The 18,510-nt window shown below is 63.0% G+C and carries 16 protein-coding genes; 10 read left to right on the forward strand and 6 right to left on the reverse strand.

Translation table 11 applies throughout. The features are described from left to right. The first annotated feature begins 152 nt into the window (after positions 1-152). Positions 153-1,067 (forward strand): alpha/beta hydrolase, encoded by a 915-nt coding sequence (locus soil367_RS17260; RefSeq protein ID WP_136550265.1) that lies wholly within the window; start codon positions 153-155, stop codon positions 1,065-1,067. A gap of 55 nt (positions 1,068-1,122) precedes the next feature. On the opposite strand, the gene soil367_RS17265 is transcribed toward soil367_RS17260, so the two are convergent. Further along, positions 1,123-1,701: an NlpC/P60 family protein gene (locus soil367_RS17265; protein ID WP_136550266.1), complete on the reverse strand. Its 579-nt coding sequence runs from the start codon at positions 1,699-1,701 to the stop codon at positions 1,123-1,125. Positions 1,702-2,117: 416 nt separating this feature from the next. On the opposite strand from soil367_RS17265, the gene soil367_RS17270 reads away from it, so the two are divergent. Genes soil367_RS17270 through soil367_RS17280 form a run of 3 tightly spaced genes read left to right on the forward strand, consistent with a single transcriptional unit; the run spans position 2,118 to position 4,882 of the window. After that, positions 2,118-3,866, forward strand: a complete 1,749-nt coding sequence (locus soil367_RS17270; RefSeq protein ID WP_136550267.1) for an isocitrate/isopropylmalate family dehydrogenase — start codon at positions 2,118-2,120, stop codon at positions 3,864-3,866. A 21-nt stretch (positions 3,867-3,887) separates the two neighbouring features. Continuing rightward, positions 3,888-4,352, forward strand: a complete 465-nt coding sequence (locus soil367_RS17275; RefSeq protein ID WP_136550268.1) for an FAD/FMN-containing dehydrogenase — start codon at positions 3,888-3,890, stop codon at positions 4,350-4,352. Further along, complete coding sequence (locus soil367_RS17280) at positions 4,349-4,882, forward strand: sterol desaturase family protein (protein ID WP_136550269.1); 534 nt, start codon at positions 4,349-4,351, stop codon at positions 4,880-4,882. Before soil367_RS17275 ends, soil367_RS17280 begins: the two co-directional genes overlap by 4 nt. 18 nt (positions 4,883-4,900) lie before the next feature. On the opposite strand, the gene soil367_RS17285 is transcribed toward soil367_RS17280, so the two are convergent. The 5 genes from soil367_RS17285 to fni are packed head-to-tail and all read right to left on the reverse strand — an operon-like array spanning position 4,901 to position 10,878. Further along, positions 4,901-5,824, reverse strand: coding sequence for a phytoene/squalene synthase family protein (locus soil367_RS17285; protein WP_136550270.1), 924 nt, complete (start codon positions 5,822-5,824; stop codon positions 4,901-4,903). Then, positions 5,821-7,332: a phytoene desaturase gene (locus soil367_RS17290; protein WP_136550271.1), complete on the reverse strand. Its 1,512-nt coding sequence runs from the start codon at positions 7,330-7,332 to the stop codon at positions 5,821-5,823. Before soil367_RS17290 ends, soil367_RS17285 begins: the two co-directional genes overlap by 4 nt. Beyond that, a complete protein-coding gene (gene crtY, locus soil367_RS17295; RefSeq protein WP_136550272.1) occupies positions 7,329-8,540 on the reverse strand; it encodes a lycopene beta-cyclase CrtY in 1,212 nt (403 codons plus the stop codon). Before crtY ends, soil367_RS17290 begins: the two co-directional genes overlap by 4 nt. Next, positions 8,519-9,820 carry a glycosyltransferase gene (locus soil367_RS17300; protein ID WP_136550273.1) on the reverse strand — a complete coding sequence of 434 codons (1,302 nt, stop codon included), beginning with the start codon at positions 9,818-9,820 and terminating at the stop codon, positions 8,519-8,521. Before soil367_RS17300 ends, crtY begins: the two co-directional genes overlap by 22 nt. Then, complete coding sequence (gene fni, locus soil367_RS17305; protein ID WP_136550274.1) at positions 9,817-10,878, reverse strand: type 2 isopentenyl-diphosphate Delta-isomerase; 1,062 nt, start codon at positions 10,876-10,878, stop codon at positions 9,817-9,819. Before fni ends, soil367_RS17300 begins: the two co-directional genes overlap by 4 nt. Positions 10,879-10,998: 120 nt before the next feature. On the opposite strand from fni, the gene soil367_RS17310 reads away from it, so the two are divergent. From soil367_RS17310 to soil367_RS17335, 6 genes are all read left to right on the forward strand, one after another. Then, positions 10,999-11,937: a polyprenyl synthetase family protein gene (locus soil367_RS17310; RefSeq protein ID WP_136550275.1), complete on the forward strand. Its 939-nt coding sequence runs from the start codon at positions 10,999-11,001 to the stop codon at positions 11,935-11,937. Between the two features lie 209 nt (positions 11,938-12,146). Further along, entirely contained in the window at positions 12,147-14,210 is a 2,064-nt protein-coding gene (locus soil367_RS17315) for a TonB-dependent receptor plug domain-containing protein (RefSeq protein ID WP_136550276.1), read from the forward strand. Between the two features lie 75 nt (positions 14,211-14,285). Next, a complete protein-coding gene (locus tag soil367_RS17320; RefSeq protein WP_136550277.1) occupies positions 14,286-15,458 on the forward strand; it encodes an HmuY family protein in 1,173 nt (390 codons plus the stop codon). After that, positions 15,458-16,579, forward strand: coding sequence for a hemin-degrading factor (locus soil367_RS17325; protein ID WP_246065407.1), 1,122 nt, complete (start codon positions 15,458-15,460; stop codon positions 16,577-16,579). Before soil367_RS17320 ends, soil367_RS17325 begins: the two co-directional genes overlap by 1 nt. Continuing rightward, the gene (locus tag soil367_RS17330; protein WP_246065410.1) at positions 16,570-17,472 is read left to right on the forward strand and encodes a heme/hemin ABC transporter substrate-binding protein; all 903 of its coding nucleotides are present in this window, start codon (positions 16,570-16,572) and stop codon (positions 17,470-17,472) included. Before soil367_RS17325 ends, soil367_RS17330 begins: the two co-directional genes overlap by 10 nt. Beyond that, positions 17,462-18,499, forward strand: a complete 1,038-nt coding sequence (locus tag soil367_RS17335; protein ID WP_136550278.1) for a FecCD family ABC transporter permease — start codon at positions 17,462-17,464, stop codon at positions 18,497-18,499. Before soil367_RS17330 ends, soil367_RS17335 begins: the two co-directional genes overlap by 11 nt. The last annotated feature ends 11 nt before the right edge of the window (positions 18,500-18,510 follow it).

The following is an 18,510-nucleotide window of genomic DNA, read 5'->3' on the forward strand; positions in this document are numbered from 1 at the left end:
TTGATTGGCCCGGTACTGGCTGTTCTGCACTGGCTATTGTTCAGCACTAGCTGCAGGTTATACATTAGTTGCAGCGCCTCCGAAAACCACGGCGCGATTCTCCGTCCGCTCGCGATGAGCGAAAACAATCTGCGAGCTCGAAGCGGACCATCATGGATCCACAGCACAGTTTTATAAACAGCCCCGATAATCACCGCATTCCGTTGGTCTCCTGGGCGCCGCAACATCCGTGCGCCGTCATGGTGATTGCCCATGGTATGGCCGAGCATGCGGCCCGCTATCAGGCCCTTGCGCACTGGCTTAACGAACACGGCGTAGCCGTGGTTGCCATCCAGCACCGCGGTCACGGCCCCAACTGTTCCGACGCAGAGCTTGGCCACTATGCCGACTATCAGGGCTGGCAGAAAGTTGTCGACGACCTGGCACAAATAGTGAGTCATGCGCGAAAACAATACCCTGCGCTACCGCTGACTTTGTTCGGACACAGCATGGGGTCTTTTATCGCCCAGGCCTTCGCCCAGCAGTACGGTGACCAGATTGATAACCTCATCCTCTGCGCGACCAACCGCATCGACAAGACAAAACTGAGGGTTTCCCTGGGACTGGTGCGCGCCATCCGGGCAATACGGGGCAAGCGGCACCATAGCCGTCTGATCGATCGTATGACGTTCGGCGCGTTCAACAAGGCCTTCACGCCCAATCGAACCACCCATGACTGGCTGAGCCGCGATCCGCAACAGGTCGACCGCTACCTGAAAGATCCGCTCTGCGGTTTTTCCTGTACCACCGGTCTGTGGTCCGACTTCATCGGCGGCATGCTGAAGATCAACCCGGCGATATGGCGCAAGGACCTTCCCGTGCATTTGCTCGCGGGCGACCAGGATCCGGTGGGAGAAATGGGAAATGGCTTCAGCCGCCACGTGGCTGACCTGCGCGCGGCGGGCGTTTATGTGGCCTCCGAACGGCTTTTTCCGGGTGCGCGACACGAGCTGGTGAACGAGACCAACGCGGATGAGGTTTGGGCATATATCCTGAACTGCACCCCGGGATCGACAGCCCACGCTTGAAATAAATGGCCGTTGCAGAGCCAGGGTATTCTGGCCGGACCGATTACGATTGAAATCAGCGTACCCGCCGGGCATGCCAGTAATTCTCACGCCAGTAGGGATTCGACAGCTTCGAAAGCATGACGCCACGACTACTGGAGGCGTGCAGGAACAGGCCGCGCTCCAGATAAATACCCGAGTGCAGCTTGCCGTAGCCGGTCTGGAAAAATACCAGATCACCCGGCGCCAGCCGGTCGCGGGCAACGACCTGCCCAACCTGTTTCTGGCCGTCGGTGGTGCGCGGCAAGTCCAGGCCGAAGCGGTGGGCGAAGGTGTTCCAGACAAAACCTGAGCAATCGACTCCGGCCTTACTCATGCCGCCCAGCCGGTAAGGCGTGCCGGCCCACTCGGAATGTTGGGCGCGCAGTGCCTGAACGGTGCTGTGTGGATTATCGATGTTCGTCGTCGCATTGACGGCCATGGGCCTGGCCTGGAGCGTATGGCTGGGCGGGACACTGCTGCAGCCCGCCAGCAGCAACACCAGCAGAGCCGCAAGCACGCTCAGCCCGTTCAACGAGTCCGCACAGTTCCAGGCCGCTGGCGCGGCGCAGGGGTCTGGCTTCCGGTTTGTCGCCTGGGTCTTGATTATGCTCATGAAGTTGCCCGTGTCAGAACGATGGGGATGGCCCGGGGTGATGTAAAATGGTCGATGGTTTGCAACAGGGGTTTCAGGTACGCCAGTGGCCAGTCTAGCCCGGTTTGGCGCAATTTTCCCTACCAGACCCTTTATACCCATGGGCGTAAAACGCTAATGTGGGACTGTTATTGCTGGGGGAGCGTCACTCCTGCAAGGCTGCCAGCCCTGTAGCCTAGTCCCGGCAGGACATTTTCGGCTGAGCATTTTCGGCTGAACTTTTTCCGCTGAACCCTCCCTGAACTATGGTTCAGGGAGGGCTCAGGGAAGGGTCAGGGAGAGCAAGGTCAGGATGCCAGCTGATCGTCTAATTGAGACCTGCCGCTATCCGGTGTCTGATACACAATTGCCCGGGAACCGTTTGAAGGGAGAAGCCCATGAGCAACAAAATCCAGGTTGAGTCGCCCCTTGTCATCCTCCACGGCGACGAGATGGCCCAGGTGGCGTTTGAGCAGATTCTCGACAGATTTGTCGCTGCCCACCTGAACATTAATCTGGTCGAGATCGATCTTTCCGCCGAGCACCGGCTACTGACCAATGGCCGGGCCGTTTTCGATGCCATTGAGGCACTGATGGAGCACGGCGTGGGCGTCAAAAACGCGGGCATGACCGTCAACCGCGACCAGCTTGATGAGCTGTTGGAGAGGCATCCTGAAATCGAGCGGTCGAAGCTGGATCCGCTCGCGACCAAGTCCCCAAATGGTGCGATCCGGAAAGGTATCGGCGGTAATATCACCCGTGAAGATATCTATTTCCGCAACCTACGCGTGCGTAAGCCGCACTGGATCGACCGGGATATCGAAGTCGACACCATGGAGAACGGTGGCATCAAGGACAGCTATAACGAGCTGTCTTCGGCCACCGGCGTGGTCAAGCTGCTGTTCGTGGGCAAAAGCGGCGACCCGTACGAGCTCCACCGCCGCGAAGTAAAGAAGGGCGATCCCTGGCTACTGGCGACCAACAATATTGCCGACGTAAAGGAATGGGCCCACCGTTTCTTCCAGCGGGCCATCAATGAAAAACGCGACGTCTACCTGGGCCTGAAGGACACCGTCATTGCCGGCTACGACGGCGTGATGCGTGCGGCAATCGAGACCATCTACAAGAACGAGTACCGGGACCAGTTCGAAAAGCTCGGCCTGCAGTACAACTACGAGCTGGTGGACGCCCAGGCGGCGCGGATCGTCGCCAACCCGCCGGAGCGCGCCCTCTGGGGCGTGCCGGACAATACGACCGGCCGCAAATTGTACAAGCTGCTCAACCAGCTCAAGCGTCACGGCATGCCTGACCGCCGGTCCCACGTGTCCATATCCCGCATGAGTGCGGGCGGCGGCGACCAGTACGGCAGTTTCAACATGCCGGCCCAGGAAGACGGCATTCTCAAGGTTGTTGTCGACGGCGTGGAAAAGCATGCGCGCTGGGTCAAGCAGGGCGACCCGATACTGCTGATGTCCAATGATGCCGAGGCGATCAAGGATTGGGTCAGTCAGGTTTTCCGCGATGCTTCACGCAAGTACAAGGAAGTCTATTTCGGCCTGAAACGCGAATACATGGAGTACGATGACGTCTTCAGCGATGTTATCAATGAAGTACGCGAAGAGCTGGCCAAAGACCACACTCGCGTGCCGTCGTTCATGATCATGCGACCCTCGCGCCAGCTGATCAAGATGATCACCGATCCGCCGCGTAGTGCGCTCTATCCGTCCCAGAACCTCGACGGTGACATCTTCTCGGACATCTCCGCGGCGCTGGGCGGCAGCCTCGCCACTGCCAGCTCCATCATCGAGAGCAAGAACGGGACCATGCTGTTCGAGGCGCCCCACGGCACCGCCCACGACCTCTACCTGAAGTATCTCGAAACTGAAGGTAAGGAAGCGCACTTCAACCCGTCCGCGCTGATTTACGCGTTGGCTAATGCGCTGGAAACCATCGGCGAGCGGGAAAGCAACGAAGCACTGGTCCGTTACGCGACCAGACTCAAGCTCGCCCTGGAAGATACGGTAGGTGATGGCGTTGTCACCGCTGACCTCAAGGGCAAGACAACCGAGCCGGAGAGCGAGAAGGTGGTGGACATGCATGGCTTCCTTGATGCTGTAGCCCAGCGCCTGGGCGCCTCTGCGGCGTAATTGCGGTTTCGAGGACAGAAGATGAAGCCGATACTCGTGATCTTGCTGATGAGCCTGTGTGTAGCGGTACAGGCGCTTGAGCCGGGAGACCGTCTGGAGCCCTTCGCCCTTCAGGATCAGTTCGAAGAAACCGCGCGCCTGAGTGACGCCACGGAACTGGTACTGGTGGCCAGCAGCCGGGCAGCGGCCAGTATTGTCGATGAGGCCATCAAGGCGCAGCCCGAGGGCTACCTCGAAGCGCGCAATGCGCTATACGTGGCCGATGTGTCCCAAATGCCCGGCTTTATCACGAGCTGGTTCCTGGTGCCGTCCATGCAATCGGCCAACTACCGGATACTGCTCGATTGGGACAGCGTGGTGGCGCCTGAGCACCTGGGCCAGGACGACTCCGTGCTCTGGCTGGAACTGGACCGCCGCGAGATCCTCAAGCGGCAAACCTTTACCTCCGCTGAGGATCTGCGGAAAGCACTCGAGCACAACACATGAGTATCACGCTGAACGCGCTGGTATTCCTGGTCACACTGGCCGGTATGGAAGCGTTTGCCTGGTTTGCCCACAAGTACATCATGCACGGCTGGGGCTGGGGCTGGCATCGTTCGCACCACGAGCCAAGGCAGGGCTGGTTTGAGGCGAACGACCTGTATGCGGTGGTGTTCGCAGGCCTGGCCATTGTGTTGATCGCCCTCGGCACGTCAGGCTGGCATCCCCTGGAATGGATCGGGGCGGGGATGACCGGCTACGGTTTTCTCTATTTTCTCGCCCACGACGGCCTGGTGCATCGCCGCTGGCCTTTCCATTATGTGCCCCGTCGGGGTTATCTGAAGCGGTTGTACCAGGCACACCGGCTGCACCACGCCATTAACACCAAGGACGGCTGTGTGTCTTTTGGCTTTCTCTACGTGCCGCCGCCCGAACAGCTGGAAAAGGACCTTGACAAGGTACGGAGCCAGCGGGCCAAACACAGGGAAGACAGGCACAGGGACAATCGTGAACAGAAGGGCGAACCAGCGGCTTAGGCGTCTGCCGCTCCAGCATTAGACCCCATTAGGCGGCCGGTTCCAGAGCTCTGGCAAACGGGGCGACGGCTTACGGTAACGGGAGCCAAGCGCGGCCCCTGCGCCCCAGGCCAGCAAACGAAGCTTGTCCGCCTTACTGGTACTGACCCGCTCATCCCAGGCCGAAGCGCCCCTGCTACGCACCTCCAGCCCTATCTCCCGATAGACCGCCAGCGCTGTCGCAATCGCCCAGGCCGATCGCAGGGGCAACGCCGAAAGCCCTTCCCGAGCTGACTGATAGTAAGGCTCCGCCAGCGCGATCAGTCGCCCGGCCAGGCGCGCAAGGGCGGGCCGTCGGTCAGGCTCCGCCAGTGTCTCAGCGCAGAGTCCCTCTTCCCGCAGCCAGGCCGCGGGCAGATAGCAGCGCGCAATGGCGGCATCCTCGACGATGTCCCGGGCAATATTGGTCAGCTGGAAGGCCATGCCCAGGTCACAGGCACGGTCCAGCGTGGCCTCGTCCCGCGCGCCCATGATCCAGGCCATCATCAGCCCGACAACGCCGGCGACGTGATAGCAGTACGTCAGGGTGTCTTCGATCGTGTCGTACTGGTACTCCCCCACGTCCATAGCGAAACCCTGAAGATGCTCCAGCAGGTAACGTTCAGGGAGCCCGTTCTGCTGCACCACGGCCTGCAGGGCGGCAAACGCCGGCTCGCTCATGGGTTCCCCGGCGCAGGCCCGATGTGTCATGGCTTCCAGCCTCTGCAGCACGTCGCTGTCGGTGAGGTGTCGCCCCCGACCCAGCTCCTGGCCATCGACCTGATCATCACAATGACGACACCAGGTGTAGAGCATCATCACACTGCGCCGAGTGGGCGGATCGAACAGGCGCGCGGCCACGGCAAAACTTTTGGAGCCCGCCTGGATGGTCTGCTCCGCATGGGTCGCCAGGTGTTCGGTCATGCGTTGACCTCCGCCAGCATCAGCCCGGCTGTGGCCTTGGCGGAGCCGATGACCCCGGGGACACCCGCGCCCGGATGCGTGCCGGCGCCAACGATATAAAGATTGCTGATCTCGCGATCCCGGTTATGGGGCCGGAACCAGGCGCTCTGGGTCAGAATCGGCTCCAGTGAAAAAGCCGAGCCCAGGTGCGCGTTGAGTTCATCGCGAAAGTCCTCCGGCGTGAAAAAACGGCTGGTCACCAGATCCGCCCGCAGACCGGGAATGTAGTGCTCCTCCAGATAATCAAGGATACGATCGCGATAACGCGGCCCTTCCACAGACCAGTCGAGGGGCGCATGGCCCAGGTGCGGCACCGGTGCCAGGACGTAATGGGCACTGCAGCCCGGCGGCGCAAGCGACGGATCGGTTACGCAGGGCGCGTGAAGGTATAGGGAGAAGTCCTCCGACAGGGTGTCCTGGCTGAAGATCTCCTGGATCAGCTCGCGGTAGCGGGGGCCGAAACAGACGGTGTGGTGCTGCAGGTTTTCAGGCACGCGCCTGAGCCCGAAGTACAACACGAACAGTGACATGCTGAAGCGTTTGCGCCGCAGGGAGCGCGCCTGACGCTGACCCCGGGGATGCTGGCCCATCAATTTGGCATAGGTATGCACCACGTCGGCGTTGGACGCCACGGCGTCCAGGGGAAACTGCCGGCCATCCTCCAGCACCACCGCCCGGGCGCGGTCCTGCTGTATGTCGATCCGGGCTACCGGCGCATTGAGTTCAACCTTCCCGCCGATGTCCTCGAACAATTTGACCATGCCCTGCACCAGGGCGCCGGTGCCGCCCCGGGGGAACCATACGCCCCACTCGCGCTCCAGCGCGTGAATCAGCGTGTAGATGGACGACGTGGCAAAAGGGTTGCCGCCCACCAACAGGGAGTGAAATGAGAACACCTGGCGCAGGTGCGGGTCCTGAATAAACCGCGAAACCATGCTGTAAACGCTGCGCCAGGCCTGCAATCGCATCAGCTGGGGCCCGGCCTGAATCATGTCGCGAAAGGACAGGAACGGCACGGAACCAAGCTTCAGATAGCCTTCCCTGAACACCGCTTTGGAGTATTCGAGAAAGCGCCGGTAACCGTCCACATCAGCCGGGTTGCGGGCGTGGATCTGCCGATCAAGCTCGGCCTGATCATTGACGTAATCAAAAGGTGGCGCGTCTTCCCAGCACAGCCGGTAGAACGGCGCCACCGGCAGCAACTCGACATAGTCTGCAATGTTTTTGCCAGCCAGGCTGAACAGCTCTTCCAGCGAAGACGGGTCGGTAATGACCGTGGGCCCGGCGTCGAACGTAAAGCCCTCATCCTCGTAGACATAGGCCCGCCCACCGGGCTTGTCGCGCTTTTCCAGGAGGGTGGTCTGGTAGCCACCGGCTTGCAGACGGATGGCCAGGGCCAGCCCACCGAAGCCAGCGCCGATGACTACGGCCCGCTTGGCCGCAGGGTTGGGCGATACGGATTGATTCATGAGCGGGTCCTGGTAGAAGAGAGCGTTGCCAGATGTGTCCGGTGCGACTGGATCCGGTCCGGCGTCCAGAGCCGGGCGGCGCGTATGGCCTGCCCCAGGGGCACCGGTGGCTTGCCGGTGACAATGCGCAACCTGTCGGCCGGTGTCAGGCGATCAGCGTAAAAGCGTTTGATCAGCCCCGGGGATAAACCGTAGAAGCGTTGCAGCACCCGCCAGCGCTGGTCCGGTCGACCGGCCAGAAAGAGCATCCGGTTAAGTAGCCGGAAGAAGCCCTGGCGCGCCCAGGCCTGCTGGGCCTCATTGAAGGTGGCGTTAAACACAGCGGGCGCATCCATCTGCTCAAGCCCGGCAATACGTCCGGCCAGGCGCACGGCAAAAGGCAGCGAATACCCCGTGGTAGGGTGAAAAAGGCCGGCCCGCAGGCCACTGCGGGGCTGGCCGGCCGCATCCTGCCAGAAGGCGGTAAAGTCACCTGCCAGAATCAGCGGCAGCACCCCATGCTCTTCCCGAACCATCGTCCGCACCTGCCAGCCGCGCGCGCCGACATAGGCCTGAATCTGCTGGAGCAGGCGCGCATGGTCCACCCCGGGGCCATCCAGGTAATGCGTATCCTCCACCAGCAGGCGGGTGCTGGAAAACGGCAGCAGATAGACGAAACGGTAGCCCTCGCCCTGGGCGACGCTGGCGTCCATCAGGATCGGCTCACTCAAGCCATGGGGCTGCTGCAGCTCGAGTTCCTGGCCCAGAAAGGCCTGGTAGCCCAAGGCCAGATGCGGGCTGTCACTCGGGCCCCGGCCATCGATCACCGCCCGGGCCTGGAGGGCTTGCCCGTCGGCGAGGCGCACCTGGGTCGGGGTCAGCTCCGTCACGGTCTGGTTCAACCAGAGATCCGGGCCCATGGCGGCAGTCACCGAGGCCGCGAAATCGTCAGAGAAAATGCTGGCGTAGCCTCCCTCCAAGGTACGGGCCCGGTCGGGAAAGACGACGCTGTAGCGGTCCCAGTGACAGCCGACCAGCGGCCGGACCCATTCAAGCTGGTGCTCGGTGAGGTCGGCGTCGTGAAATGACCAGGTGTGGTTGCCGCCGACGCTCGCCGCCTGCTCGATCAAAAGCAGCCGTAATTCGGGCCTCAGCTGTTTGAGCCGCAGGGCGATCAGCCCATTGGCCAGCCCGCCCCCAACCAGGATCAGATCGTACTGGCGGCCCATGGGGCGTGCTCCTGTTTTGACCGGTCAATTCCTGCGACGCGTTCGATAATATCCGCGGCCATGGGCGTGCCGCCGGCGGCCTCCACCTCGGCCCCCAAGGGCTCCAGCCGGGTGCGGAATCCGGGTTCCTCCAGGAGGCGGTTGAGTTTGGCGCTGATCTGCCGGTAACTGGCGAAGCGCGGCGAGGCCCGTAATCCAACCCCTGCATGGACCACCCGGGCCGCTGCACCGGGATGGTCAAATGCCAGGGGGAGCGCCAGAACAGGTGTGCGTGCCGCCAGAGCGTCGAGCACGGTATTCAGCCCACCATGGGAAATCACCGCGTCGGCCCGCGCCAGGGCCGCCCGTTGCGGGGCGAAGTCTGTTACCCAGGTGGCGCCTTCCTGGCGGAGCCGGTCCGCCTGGCGCGCATCGAGGCCGCCGCAATGGGCCAGCAACAGCTGCACGTTGCGGTCGCGGCATGCGTGAACAATGCGCCGAAACAGACCAAAGCGCTGCCCCAGAAGCGTCCCCAGAGACGCAAACACCAGGGGACGTTTATCGTCCACCGGCAGGTCGAGCTCGGGCTCCACATGGCTCGGGTGGCGCAGCGGCCCAACGGCGTGAAAGTGCGGCGGCAGGGCCTTGCGCGGGAAGTCGAAGCCGGTGATTGTCTGACTGATCTGGGCGTAGGGCGACAGGCACTCGTGCAGGCCTTCACGGGGGGACAGGCCGAAATGCTCAGCCAGTCGCGCGATCGTGCGCCGGTGCGGTGTCATCATCCAGTCGTACACCTGGGTGCTGCCAGCATAGATCTTCTCGGCCCGCTCACCGGTCTCAAAATCCATGGGCATGACAGGCAGGGGGATGCCGGGCTCGCGATTGACCGGGAGCGCGCAGGCGATCGATATGTAAGGCAGCCCGACTGCTTCGCCGATCAGCCCGCCAGCCGCTTCCATCTGATCGCACAGCAGGGCATCGACCTGCAGCTCCCTGAGCTTGCCGGGCACATCTTGGCAGAGCATTTCGGTGTCCCGGCTCATGTTGACAATCAGCCGGTGCAGACCCCAGGGGCCACCGGGCCGGGCTGCCCGTTGCAGGGTTTTGCTCAGGGAGCCCGTGGGGTGGCTTTTCGCGCCGACTGCGCAGAAGCCGATACGTGCATCTGTGAGCCAGTTTCCGGCCTCGACCTGATGGATGAACGTCACCCGATGACCACGCTCGACCAGTTCCACGGCCAGCGCCTGCAAGACCCGATAGTGGCTGGGCAGGGGCGGCGCGATTACCGCGAAATGAGTCACCGGGAGTGCCCTGACGAGGGAAACGGCGTTCCGTCATGGTCGATCCGCGCCCGACGCAGCCCGGCCAGATCCGCGCTGCCGGTACAGAAACAGGCGACCCGGAGCTGTTGGATCATGACATCGATATGCGCCACCACGGCGGCGGTAGAGTCCATGGCGCTGGGCAACACGGCCGCTGCCTGGCCCACCAGGTCAGCGCCCAGGCGTAGGGCCTTGGCGGCATCGACGCCATCGCGGATACCGCCCGAAGCGATCAGGGTTGTGTCGGTCAAGGCCCGGCGCACCTCGACCAGCGCCTGGGCCGTGGGAATGCCCCAGCCGGCGAAAGCCTCGGCAATACGCCGTGAGGCGTCGGTGTCCGCGCGTTCGGCCTCTACCTGGGCCCAGCTGGTGCCACCGGCGCCGGCCACATCTACCGCCGCGACCCCGACACTGACCAGTTGCCGGGCGACATCGGCAGAGATGCCAGCGCCAACTTCCTTGATCACCACCGGCACCTCCAGCACCTGCACCAGCCGTTCGATTGCCTCCAGTACGCCACGCCAATCCCGGTCACCGCCACGCTGTACCGCTTCCTGTAACGGATTCAGATGAACGATTAGCGCGTCGGCGCCGATCATGTCGACCGCCTGCCGGGGCCAGTCGAGTCCTGGATCGAGGATCTGCCCGGCGCCGATATTGGCCAATATCGGCACTGAGGGCGCCAGACGACGCAGATCCCGCGTCAGGCCGTGATCGTGACCGGACTGAAGCGCAACCCGCTGGGAACCGATCGCCAAGGCGATGCCAAGCTCTTCCGCAGCCTCCGCAAGGTGACAATTGATTTTCGCCGCCCGTTGGGCGCCGCCGGTCATGGAGCTGATGAGCAGGGGTGCCCGCAGTCGTTTCTGGCAGAAAGACAGGCTAAGATCAATCTGGTCCAGGTCCAGCTGGGGCATGGCGCAATGGCTAAACTGAAAGCGCGAGAAGCCGGTTTCAACCATGGCTTGGCGCCGCTGCGTGTTCAGTACGATATCGAGGTGGTCGTTCTTGCGCTCGACCAGGTCTCCAGAAGTCATCAGTGGCGTTCCTTGATAGGGTCCCGACGCGATAACGAACAATCGCTGCTGTAGTATACTGCTGTCAAAAAGCGCATAAAAACAACCACTCAAAGGCGTGGACAAGGAGTTTCGTCTGCCATGGCACCACCCTCTCACGTCGACTTTGACGACACCGTGACTGACCCCTGGAGCGAACTGCGCAGGTCTATCGACCAGCGCCTCGCCGAACTGCTGGCGGCGACAGACGACGACTGCCAGGCCCTTACCCAGGCCATGAGCACCAGCGCGCTGGCGGCCGGCAAGCGTATCCGGCCCATCGTACTGGTTTTATCCGCCCGCGGCCTCGACTGCAACTCATCGGCGCTGCTCGATCTGGGCTGTGCGGTGGAGCTCGTACACACCGCTTCGCTGATACTTGATGACCTGCCGTGCATGGACAACGCCAGTATGCGCCGGGGCGAACCCAGCTTACACCGTCGCGTCGGTGAAGACGTGGCAACGCTTTCGGCGGTCGCACTCCTGGCCCGCGCTTTTGCGTGTATTGCGTCGGCCCCTGACCTGCCCCCTGCGATTCGCACCCGGATGGTCGGCTATCTGGCCGAAGCCGTCGGTGGGCAGGGCCTGGGCCGGGGCCAGTACGAGGACCTCCGCGAAAGCAGTCGGGTGCGACCACCCCATGATGTCGCGCTCACCAACCATTTGAAAACGGGCGTCCTGTTCGAGGCCGCGTTGCGCATGGCCGCCCTGGCTGCAGGGGCAAATGAACAGCAGGAGGCGGCCTTGCGCCACTTCGCCCGTGAACTGGGCCAGGCTTTTCAGCTATTCGACGACCTCACCGATGGCTCTACCGGCAACGGCAAGGACGCTGGCCAGGACGCGGGCAAAGCGACGCTGGTGGCACTGCTCGGGGTGGAGGATGCGCGCCAGCGCCTGGCCCGGCATCTGGCTGAGGCCGAACGGCAACTGGCGACGGTCTACGGCGCTCATCAACCCCTCAGAAAGTTTGTGGCAGCGCTGTTTTTGCACTTCGATAATGCGCTGGCCGACCTTGACGGCTCGCGGCTCTCGTCTGGTTAGACGCTCCTCTGCCTGGCTCCTCTTCTGTCCCGCCTCTCATCTGATTAGCCTCGTCTTCGCTGTAGTCTTTGCCCCAGCTCGTCTTAGCGCCGTAGGCGACCACAGGCCGGGGCTGGCCCATACCTGTGCCCCGGTCTCGACAGATCTGTTGACTCCCCGTCAAACTATAATGATAATGATTCGCATTAGTATTACAGCCGGAGAGGATCATGTTAAGGAGGGCGTTATCTCGAGGGGCGACGAGCTGTTCTGTCTGGCTCGCGCTTACCGCAAGCAATCCGGCGCTCGGAGCCGACACAGCGTCTCTCGCCCTGGCCCCCTCAGTCCGGCAGCTGGACCAGATAGTCGTCACTGGCACCCGCTCGCCCCGCAAAGTCAGCGACACGCCGGTACGTACCGAAGTGGTCCCCGCCGAGGAAATTCACAACACCCATGCCCGTGACGTAAAGGAAGCCCTCGAGAACGTGCCCGGCGTCCTGCTCCGGGAAATCCACGGCAAAGCCGGCTATGAAGTCTGGATGCAGGGTCTCAATGCCGACCGCGTGCGGGTGCTGATCGATGGCCAGCCCATGACGGCCACGACCGGCTCTGCCATGGATGTGACCCAGCTGAGCACCGTCGACATCGAACGCATTGAAGTGGTGAAAGGGGCGGTTTCCGCCCAGTACGGCAGCGCGGCCATGGGCGGCGTGGTAAACATCATTACCCGGCCAGTGTCGCCGGGAATTGCCGGGGAAGTCACTGTCGATGGCGGCAGCTACGGTGACCAGAACCCGGACGGCGAAGCAGTGGATTTCGCCCGGCGCAACCTCCAGACAAACCTGAGTATGGGCGGTGAAAAGCTGCGCTGGCGCATCTCGGCGGCCCGTCAGGAAAACGACGGGGTCGATCCCGAGCCCGCCACCTGGGCGCGCCCTGGGGACGCGGTGGAACGCAGTCAACTGGCGACCCGGCTGGACTGGATGCCAGACCCCCAGCACCGGCTTTCAGCAGAGTTTGGCTACTTCCTCGAAGAGGGCATGTCCCGCTACCTGCTCGAACGCCCTGGCAATAATCAGAATGCAGGAAAAGAAGAGACTGCGGAGCGCTGGCGCGGCGTCCTCAATGGCGAACATCGTCCTGGAGCCAGTTCTGGGAATAGTTCAGAGGATAGCCCCGAGTGGCACTGGAGCCTGCTCCACGAAGATCTGGAGAACACGACCGAGAAATATACCGCGAGCAGTCGCTTCGACCGGCGCGACGCCACCCATACCCTGTCCCGTGCCTCTGGCTGGACCCAGATTGAACCCCTCGAAGACCACCAGCTCCAGCTCGGCACCGACTTCAATCATGCCAGCCTGGAGCAGCACAAGGACGGCGCATCGGAACTTGCTGAGGCCGGCGAGTTCACCCAGAACACCCGCGAACTCTGGCTGCAGGATACCTGGTTCGCCAGCGAAAGCTGGGAATGGAGCGGGGGCCTGCGCTACCAGCACGATTCCGATTTCGGCGGGCATGTAGCGCCCAAGCTCAACGCCCGCTATGACCTCTACCAGAGCGCCGACCTCAACCTGTACCTGCGCGGTGGCTGGGGGGCGGGCTATCGCGTACCCAACCTCAAGGAACGGCATTACCGCTTTGACCACAGCCAGTTGGGTTATGTGGTCGAGGGCAGCACCGCACTGGAGCCGGAGGAATCTGACAGCTATCAGCTGGGCTGGGGCCTGAGCTACCGCAATACAGCCTGGTTCGAGATCAACGCCTTTCGCAATGACATTGACCAGCTGGTGCAGACCGAGCTTGACCCTGCCGCCACCGCCGCCCGTAACGATGGCGTACAGGTCTACCGCTACGCCAACACCGACCGCGCCCGCACCCAGGGTTTCGAGAGCACGGCTGGCTGGCAGTGGCGGGACGGCTGGAAGCTCTCCCTGGGTTACACCTATATGGACGCTGAAGACCTGGACACCGGGCAGCCCCTCACGCGCCGCCCCCGGCACCAGGCTAAGTTCGCCGTGGATGGCCTGGCGCCTGTGCCGGGGATGAGCTGGCTGGTGCGCGTTCGCAGCCAGAGCGACGAGACCGTCGACGCCGACAGCGGCGCAGAGTCGCCGGCGTTTACCACGGTCGACTTCAAGCTCAATCAGGATCTCGGCCGCTCACTCAGGCTGTTCACGGGCATCGACAACCTCACCGATACCCAGCGCAACTTCGATGATCCCGACGACTTCAGCCCTGTGTACGGGCGCTATATCTATGCCGGTTTGACGCTGGGATTCGGCCCGGACCGATAGCGATTCTCCCCTAAAGCACGCGCTCAAAAATGTCCAAACCAGACCCTCACTGAAACAGAAAACAAGGAAGAAACCATGAAGAGTAACCGTTCGATTCTTTCCACGGCGATGCTCGCCGTACTGCTGACCGGTTGCGGCAGCGATAGTGACGACAGCGAAGCCATCCCGGAGGCCGTCGAACAGCCCCAGGGGGAAGAGCAGCAAACAGACATCAGTACGCGCCAGATTGACGCGAGCGACCACGACAGCGCGGCCTACCTCAACCTCACCAGCGGTGAAGTACTGGCCCTGACCGAAGCAGAAGCCGCCAGCTCGACTGCATGGCACATGGCCTTCAAGCGCACCAACATCCAGCTGAACAGCGGCGCCTCTGGCCCCGGCAATGTCGTCGGCGCGGTCGGCGTCAATCAGGACGATTTCTATACCGCCAGTGGCGAGCCGGACAACAACGTCTTCCTCAACGCCACAGCCGAAACCGAGTTGGAGCACCTGCAGGCCGAAATGGAAAAGCCGGCAGCCTGGACCCGCGACGCTATCGCCAGCTCATTCGCAGACGACTGGTACAGCTACGACATGGCCACTGGCAACATGGCGGCGAATGACGCAAATGGCTGGCTGGTCCGCTCTGCCGAAGGCGACAGCTACGCCCGCGTCCGGGTTAGCGAGTTCGATTTCCCCACTCGCACCGGCGAGGGCATAAAAAGCTTCGAGCTGGTTTTTGACGTACAGCCGGCCGGCCAGGCCACCTTCACCTCCAGTACTGTTTTCACCGGTACCATCCCGGCCACCGGCGGCGAAAGCTGCTTCGATTTTGATAGCGGCTCCACGGTCGGCTGCGATACCGAAAGTTGGGATACAAAGCTGGGTTTCAGCGGCCGGGACCTCTACCTGCGCAGTAACAGCGGGCCTTCAGGCACGGGTGATGGCGGTGTATTCGGCGCGTTCGCATGGGCCGACCTCAGTACCTTTACCAGCGCAACCACGGACGCCAGCGGTGCCAACCTCAGTGCCCGTTATCAGGCCGACACCACTGGCGGCGTATTCACCGATGCGTCGTGGTACGCCTACAACCTGCAAGGCCAGCACCAGCTTTGGCCCAACTACCGCGTCTACCTGATCGATACCGACAGCACCGATGACGAGTCGCCCGTGTATGCACTCCAGGTCACGGGCTACTACGCCGACGACAGCACCAGCGGCTTCCCCACCCTGCGCTGGAAAACCGTTGATCTGAAGGAGCCCAACTGATGCTGCAGATGACCCAGACCACACCAGGCGAAACCCATTTCTCGGCACTCTGCGAGCGCTGGGCTGAGCTCCGGCAGGAACAGCCGCAACTGAGAATCCGCAACGCGGCCCAACAGCTTCAGGTCAGCGAACTGGAGCTGTTGCTGTGCCGTTCTGCCGAGACAAGGCTTGCCCTGCGCCCGGAGTTCCCCGCGCTGTTACAGGCGATGGAGGCAGTCGGTGAAGTCATGGTGCTGGCCCGCAACGAAGCCGTCGTGCATGAGGTCACCGGTCAGTTCAAAGACTTCACGACCTCCAGCTCGGGCGCCATGGGATTGGCGCTCGGACAGATCGACGTGCGCGTGTTCTTTAACCAGTGGCGCTATGGCTTCCGGGTGTTCGAGGAGGTCCGCTCGGGCCTGCGCGAGAGCTTGCAGTTTTTCGACGGGGCCGGTCAGGCGATCCAGAAAATCTACCGTACCGATAATACCGACGGCGTTATCTGGGCAGCAATGGTGGGACGGTTCATTGATCCCGAGCCCGTAGCGCCGGTCATCGCGCCTCCGCGCCAGCCAGCGTCGCGCACAGCGCCGGAAAACATCGACGCCGAAAGCCTGCGCGACGGCTGGCTGAACCTGCGCGATGTGCACCACTTCAATGCCCTGCTCAAGCGCCACAGCGTGGACCGTTTGACCGCGCTGGAGCTGGTCGGCAACGAGCATGCCCGGCTGTTGCAGGCGTCAGCCACGGTGGCATCCGACAAAAAAACCACCGCGCCGGAGAGTCTGATGCCGGACCTGCTGTTCCATCGCCTCAGCCAGAGCCACTGCCCGGTCATGGTGTTTGTCGGCAATCCCGGCCTCGTCCAGATCTTTACCGGCTCGCTCAACAAGATTGTGCCGATCAAGGACTGGCTCAATGTGCTCGACCCGGGCTTCAACCTGCATGCCAATACCGCGCTGATTCATCAGTGGTGGCGCGTGCGACGTCCCAGCAGCGACGGCATTGTCACCTCTATCGAAGGCTATGACGCCCGGGGCGAGCTGGTCATCACACTGTTCGGCGCCCGCAAGCCGGGGCAGCCCGAAAACGCCGACTGGCGCACCGAAATTGAAACCCTGGAGGACGCGCTATGCGGTTGAGCCTGCGGTTTGCCGCCCTGATGACCCTGTCATTCTGGTGGGCCGCACCGCTGGGACTGTTGTTGGCGGCGCCGCTGGCCCATGCGGAGCCACGCCTGGTCAGTGCTGACGGTGCCGTTACCGAGACCATTGTCGCCCTCGGTGCAGCTTCGCTCCTGGCGGCTGTCGATACCACCAGCCATTACCCGGCGGACGTTATCGGCAACCTGCCGCGGGTGGGCTACCTGCGCGCCCTGCCCCTCGAAGGTGTGCTTTCCCTCCACCCGACTCACCTGATCACCACGGACGAGGCCGGGCCGGCGCAGACGCTGGATCGCCTGGTCTCGGCTGGCGTGGAAGTGGTAACGCTACCCGTGGCGCGAACGCCGCAGGCCGCCGTCGACCGCATCCATGCACTGGGTGAACTGTTGGGACGCAGCGCCCAGGCGCGGTCACTCACCGCGCGGTTTAACGAAGAGCTGGACGCGGTAGTCCGGCTGATGGCGGACAGGCGCGGCGCAAGGGCGTTGGTCCTACTGGCGGCGGGCGGCCACGGCGTCATGCTTGGCGGTCGGGATACCGCAGCGCACGCGTTGCTAGAGTCCCTGGGACTACAGAATGTCATGGCAGACAGCAGCGGCTACAAACCCGCCAGCCGGGAGGCCCTGCTGGCGTCTAAGCCAGATGTCATCGTCATCGCCGAAGCCAGCCCGGGCCAGTTTCGCGCCGAGGACTGGCCCGCAATCACCCGGCTGGAAGCCTGGCAAAACGGCCACCGGGTGACGGCCAACGCCATGCTTTTGCTGGGTTTTGGCCCGCGCTTGCCCGAAGCCATGCGGATTGTGGCCGCGGCCGTGCCGCATCCTGGGAAACTAGTGTCCCGTTCGGGTAAATCGTGGGCCGATGCACACTGACAGCGTCACGCGCCTACCCCTGTCCCTGAGCTACGGCGGGCTGGTCATCGCGGTGGCCGCCGTCGCAGTGTTGGCCCTGGCCAACGGTGCCTACCCCATTGGCGCGGCGGAACTGGCCCAGGCGTTGACCGGCACCCTTACCGAAGACTCAACCGCGCACTTCGTACTCCGCGATGTGCGTCTGCCCCGGCTGCTGCTGGGTCTGCTGACGGGCGCCGTCCTGGCCGTAGCAGGGGCCCTGTTGCAGGGATTGTTCCGCAACCCGCTGGCGGACCCGGGGCTGATCGGGGTTTCCAGCGGTGCCGCGCTCGGTGCGGTGGCCGTGATTGTACTCGGCACCACGGGACTGGCCGGCTGGACGACTACGCTGGGTCGCTGGGCATTGCCCCTGGCGGCCTTCGCCGGGGGCATCGTCACTACCCTCCTGGCCTGGCGCATCGCCCGGCGCCAGGGCCAGACCAGCGTCGCGCTGCTGCTGCTAGCAGGCATTGCCATCAACGCTGTCGCCGGTGCGGGCACCGGGCTACTGACGTTCTACGCCGACGACAGTGCGCTGCGCTCCCTGACTTTCTGGACCATGGGCAGCCTGGCCCACGCGGGCTGGTCTGACCTCTGGGTAGCGGGACCGTGGATGCTGTTGACGCTCACTGTTGCACCCTTTCTGGCCAGAGCGCTGGACGCATTCCTGCTGGGGGAGGCCGTGGCCGGACATCTGGGCTTCTCTACAGACTGGGTCAAGCGTGGCGCCATCCTGCTCGTCGCGCTGGGTGTCGGTGCTGCCGTGGCAGTGACCGGGCTTATCGGTTTTGTCGGCCTGGTGGTGCCCCACCTCATGCGCCAATTGCTGGGTGCTGGCCACCGGTTGCTGCTGCCCGGGTGCGCCCTGGGTGGTGCAGCGCTGCTGGTGGCGGCAGACTGCCTGGCCCGCGTCATCGTAGCGCCGGCGGAGCTGCCCATCGGCCTGGTGATGGCCTTGCTGGGGGGACCGTTCTTCCTGGTATTACTGCTACGAAACCGCTTTGTCTGATGCTGAAACTA

It is taken from the genome of Hydrocarboniclastica marina (assembly GCF_004851605.1).
Classification (GTDB): domain Bacteria; phylum Pseudomonadota; class Gammaproteobacteria; order Pseudomonadales; family Oleiphilaceae; genus Hydrocarboniclastica; species Hydrocarboniclastica marina.

Bases quoted from the DNA above. Each gene is read 5' to 3' on its own strand.
- soil367_RS17290 (WP_136550271.1), bottom strand. From the start codon at position 7,332: ATGAATCAATCCGTATCGCCCAACCCTGCGGCCAAGCGGGCCGTAGTC.
- soil367_RS17320 (WP_136550277.1), top strand. From the start codon at position 14,286: ATGAAGAGTAACCGTTCGATTCTTTCCACGGCGATGCTCGCCGTACTG.
- soil367_RS17310 (WP_136550275.1), top strand. From the start codon at position 10,999: ATGGCACCACCCTCTCACGTCGACTTTGACGACACCGTGACTGACCCC.
- fni (WP_136550274.1), bottom strand. From the start codon at position 10,878: ATGACTTCTGGAGACCTGGTCGAGCGCAAGAACGACCACCTCGATATC.
- soil367_RS17315 (WP_136550276.1), top strand. From the start codon at position 12,147: ATGTTAAGGAGGGCGTTATCTCGAGGGGCGACGAGCTGTTCTGTCTGG.
- soil367_RS17280 (WP_136550269.1), top strand. From the start codon at position 4,349: ATGAGTATCACGCTGAACGCGCTGGTATTCCTGGTCACACTGGCCGGT.
- soil367_RS17335 (WP_136550278.1), top strand. From the start codon at position 17,462: ATGCACACTGACAGCGTCACGCGCCTACCCCTGTCCCTGAGCTACGGC.
- soil367_RS17270 (WP_136550267.1), top strand. From the start codon at position 2,118: ATGAGCAACAAAATCCAGGTTGAGTCGCCCCTTGTCATCCTCCACGGC.
- soil367_RS17265 (WP_136550266.1), bottom strand. From the start codon at position 1,701: ATGAGCATAATCAAGACCCAGGCGACAAACCGGAAGCCAGACCCCTGC.
- crtY (WP_136550272.1), bottom strand. From the start codon at position 8,540: ATGGGCCGCCAGTACGATCTGATCCTGGTTGGGGGCGGGCTGGCCAAT.
- soil367_RS17275 (WP_136550268.1), top strand. From the start codon at position 3,888: ATGAAGCCGATACTCGTGATCTTGCTGATGAGCCTGTGTGTAGCGGTA.
- soil367_RS17330 (WP_246065410.1), top strand. From the start codon at position 16,570: ATGCGGTTGAGCCTGCGGTTTGCCGCCCTGATGACCCTGTCATTCTGG.
- soil367_RS17285 (WP_136550270.1), bottom strand. From the start codon at position 5,824: ATGACCGAACACCTGGCGACCCATGCGGAGCAGACCATCCAGGCGGGC.
- soil367_RS17325 (WP_246065407.1), top strand. From the start codon at position 15,458: ATGCTGCAGATGACCCAGACCACACCAGGCGAAACCCATTTCTCGGCA.
- soil367_RS17260 (WP_136550265.1), top strand. From the start codon at position 153: ATGGATCCACAGCACAGTTTTATAAACAGCCCCGATAATCACCGCATT.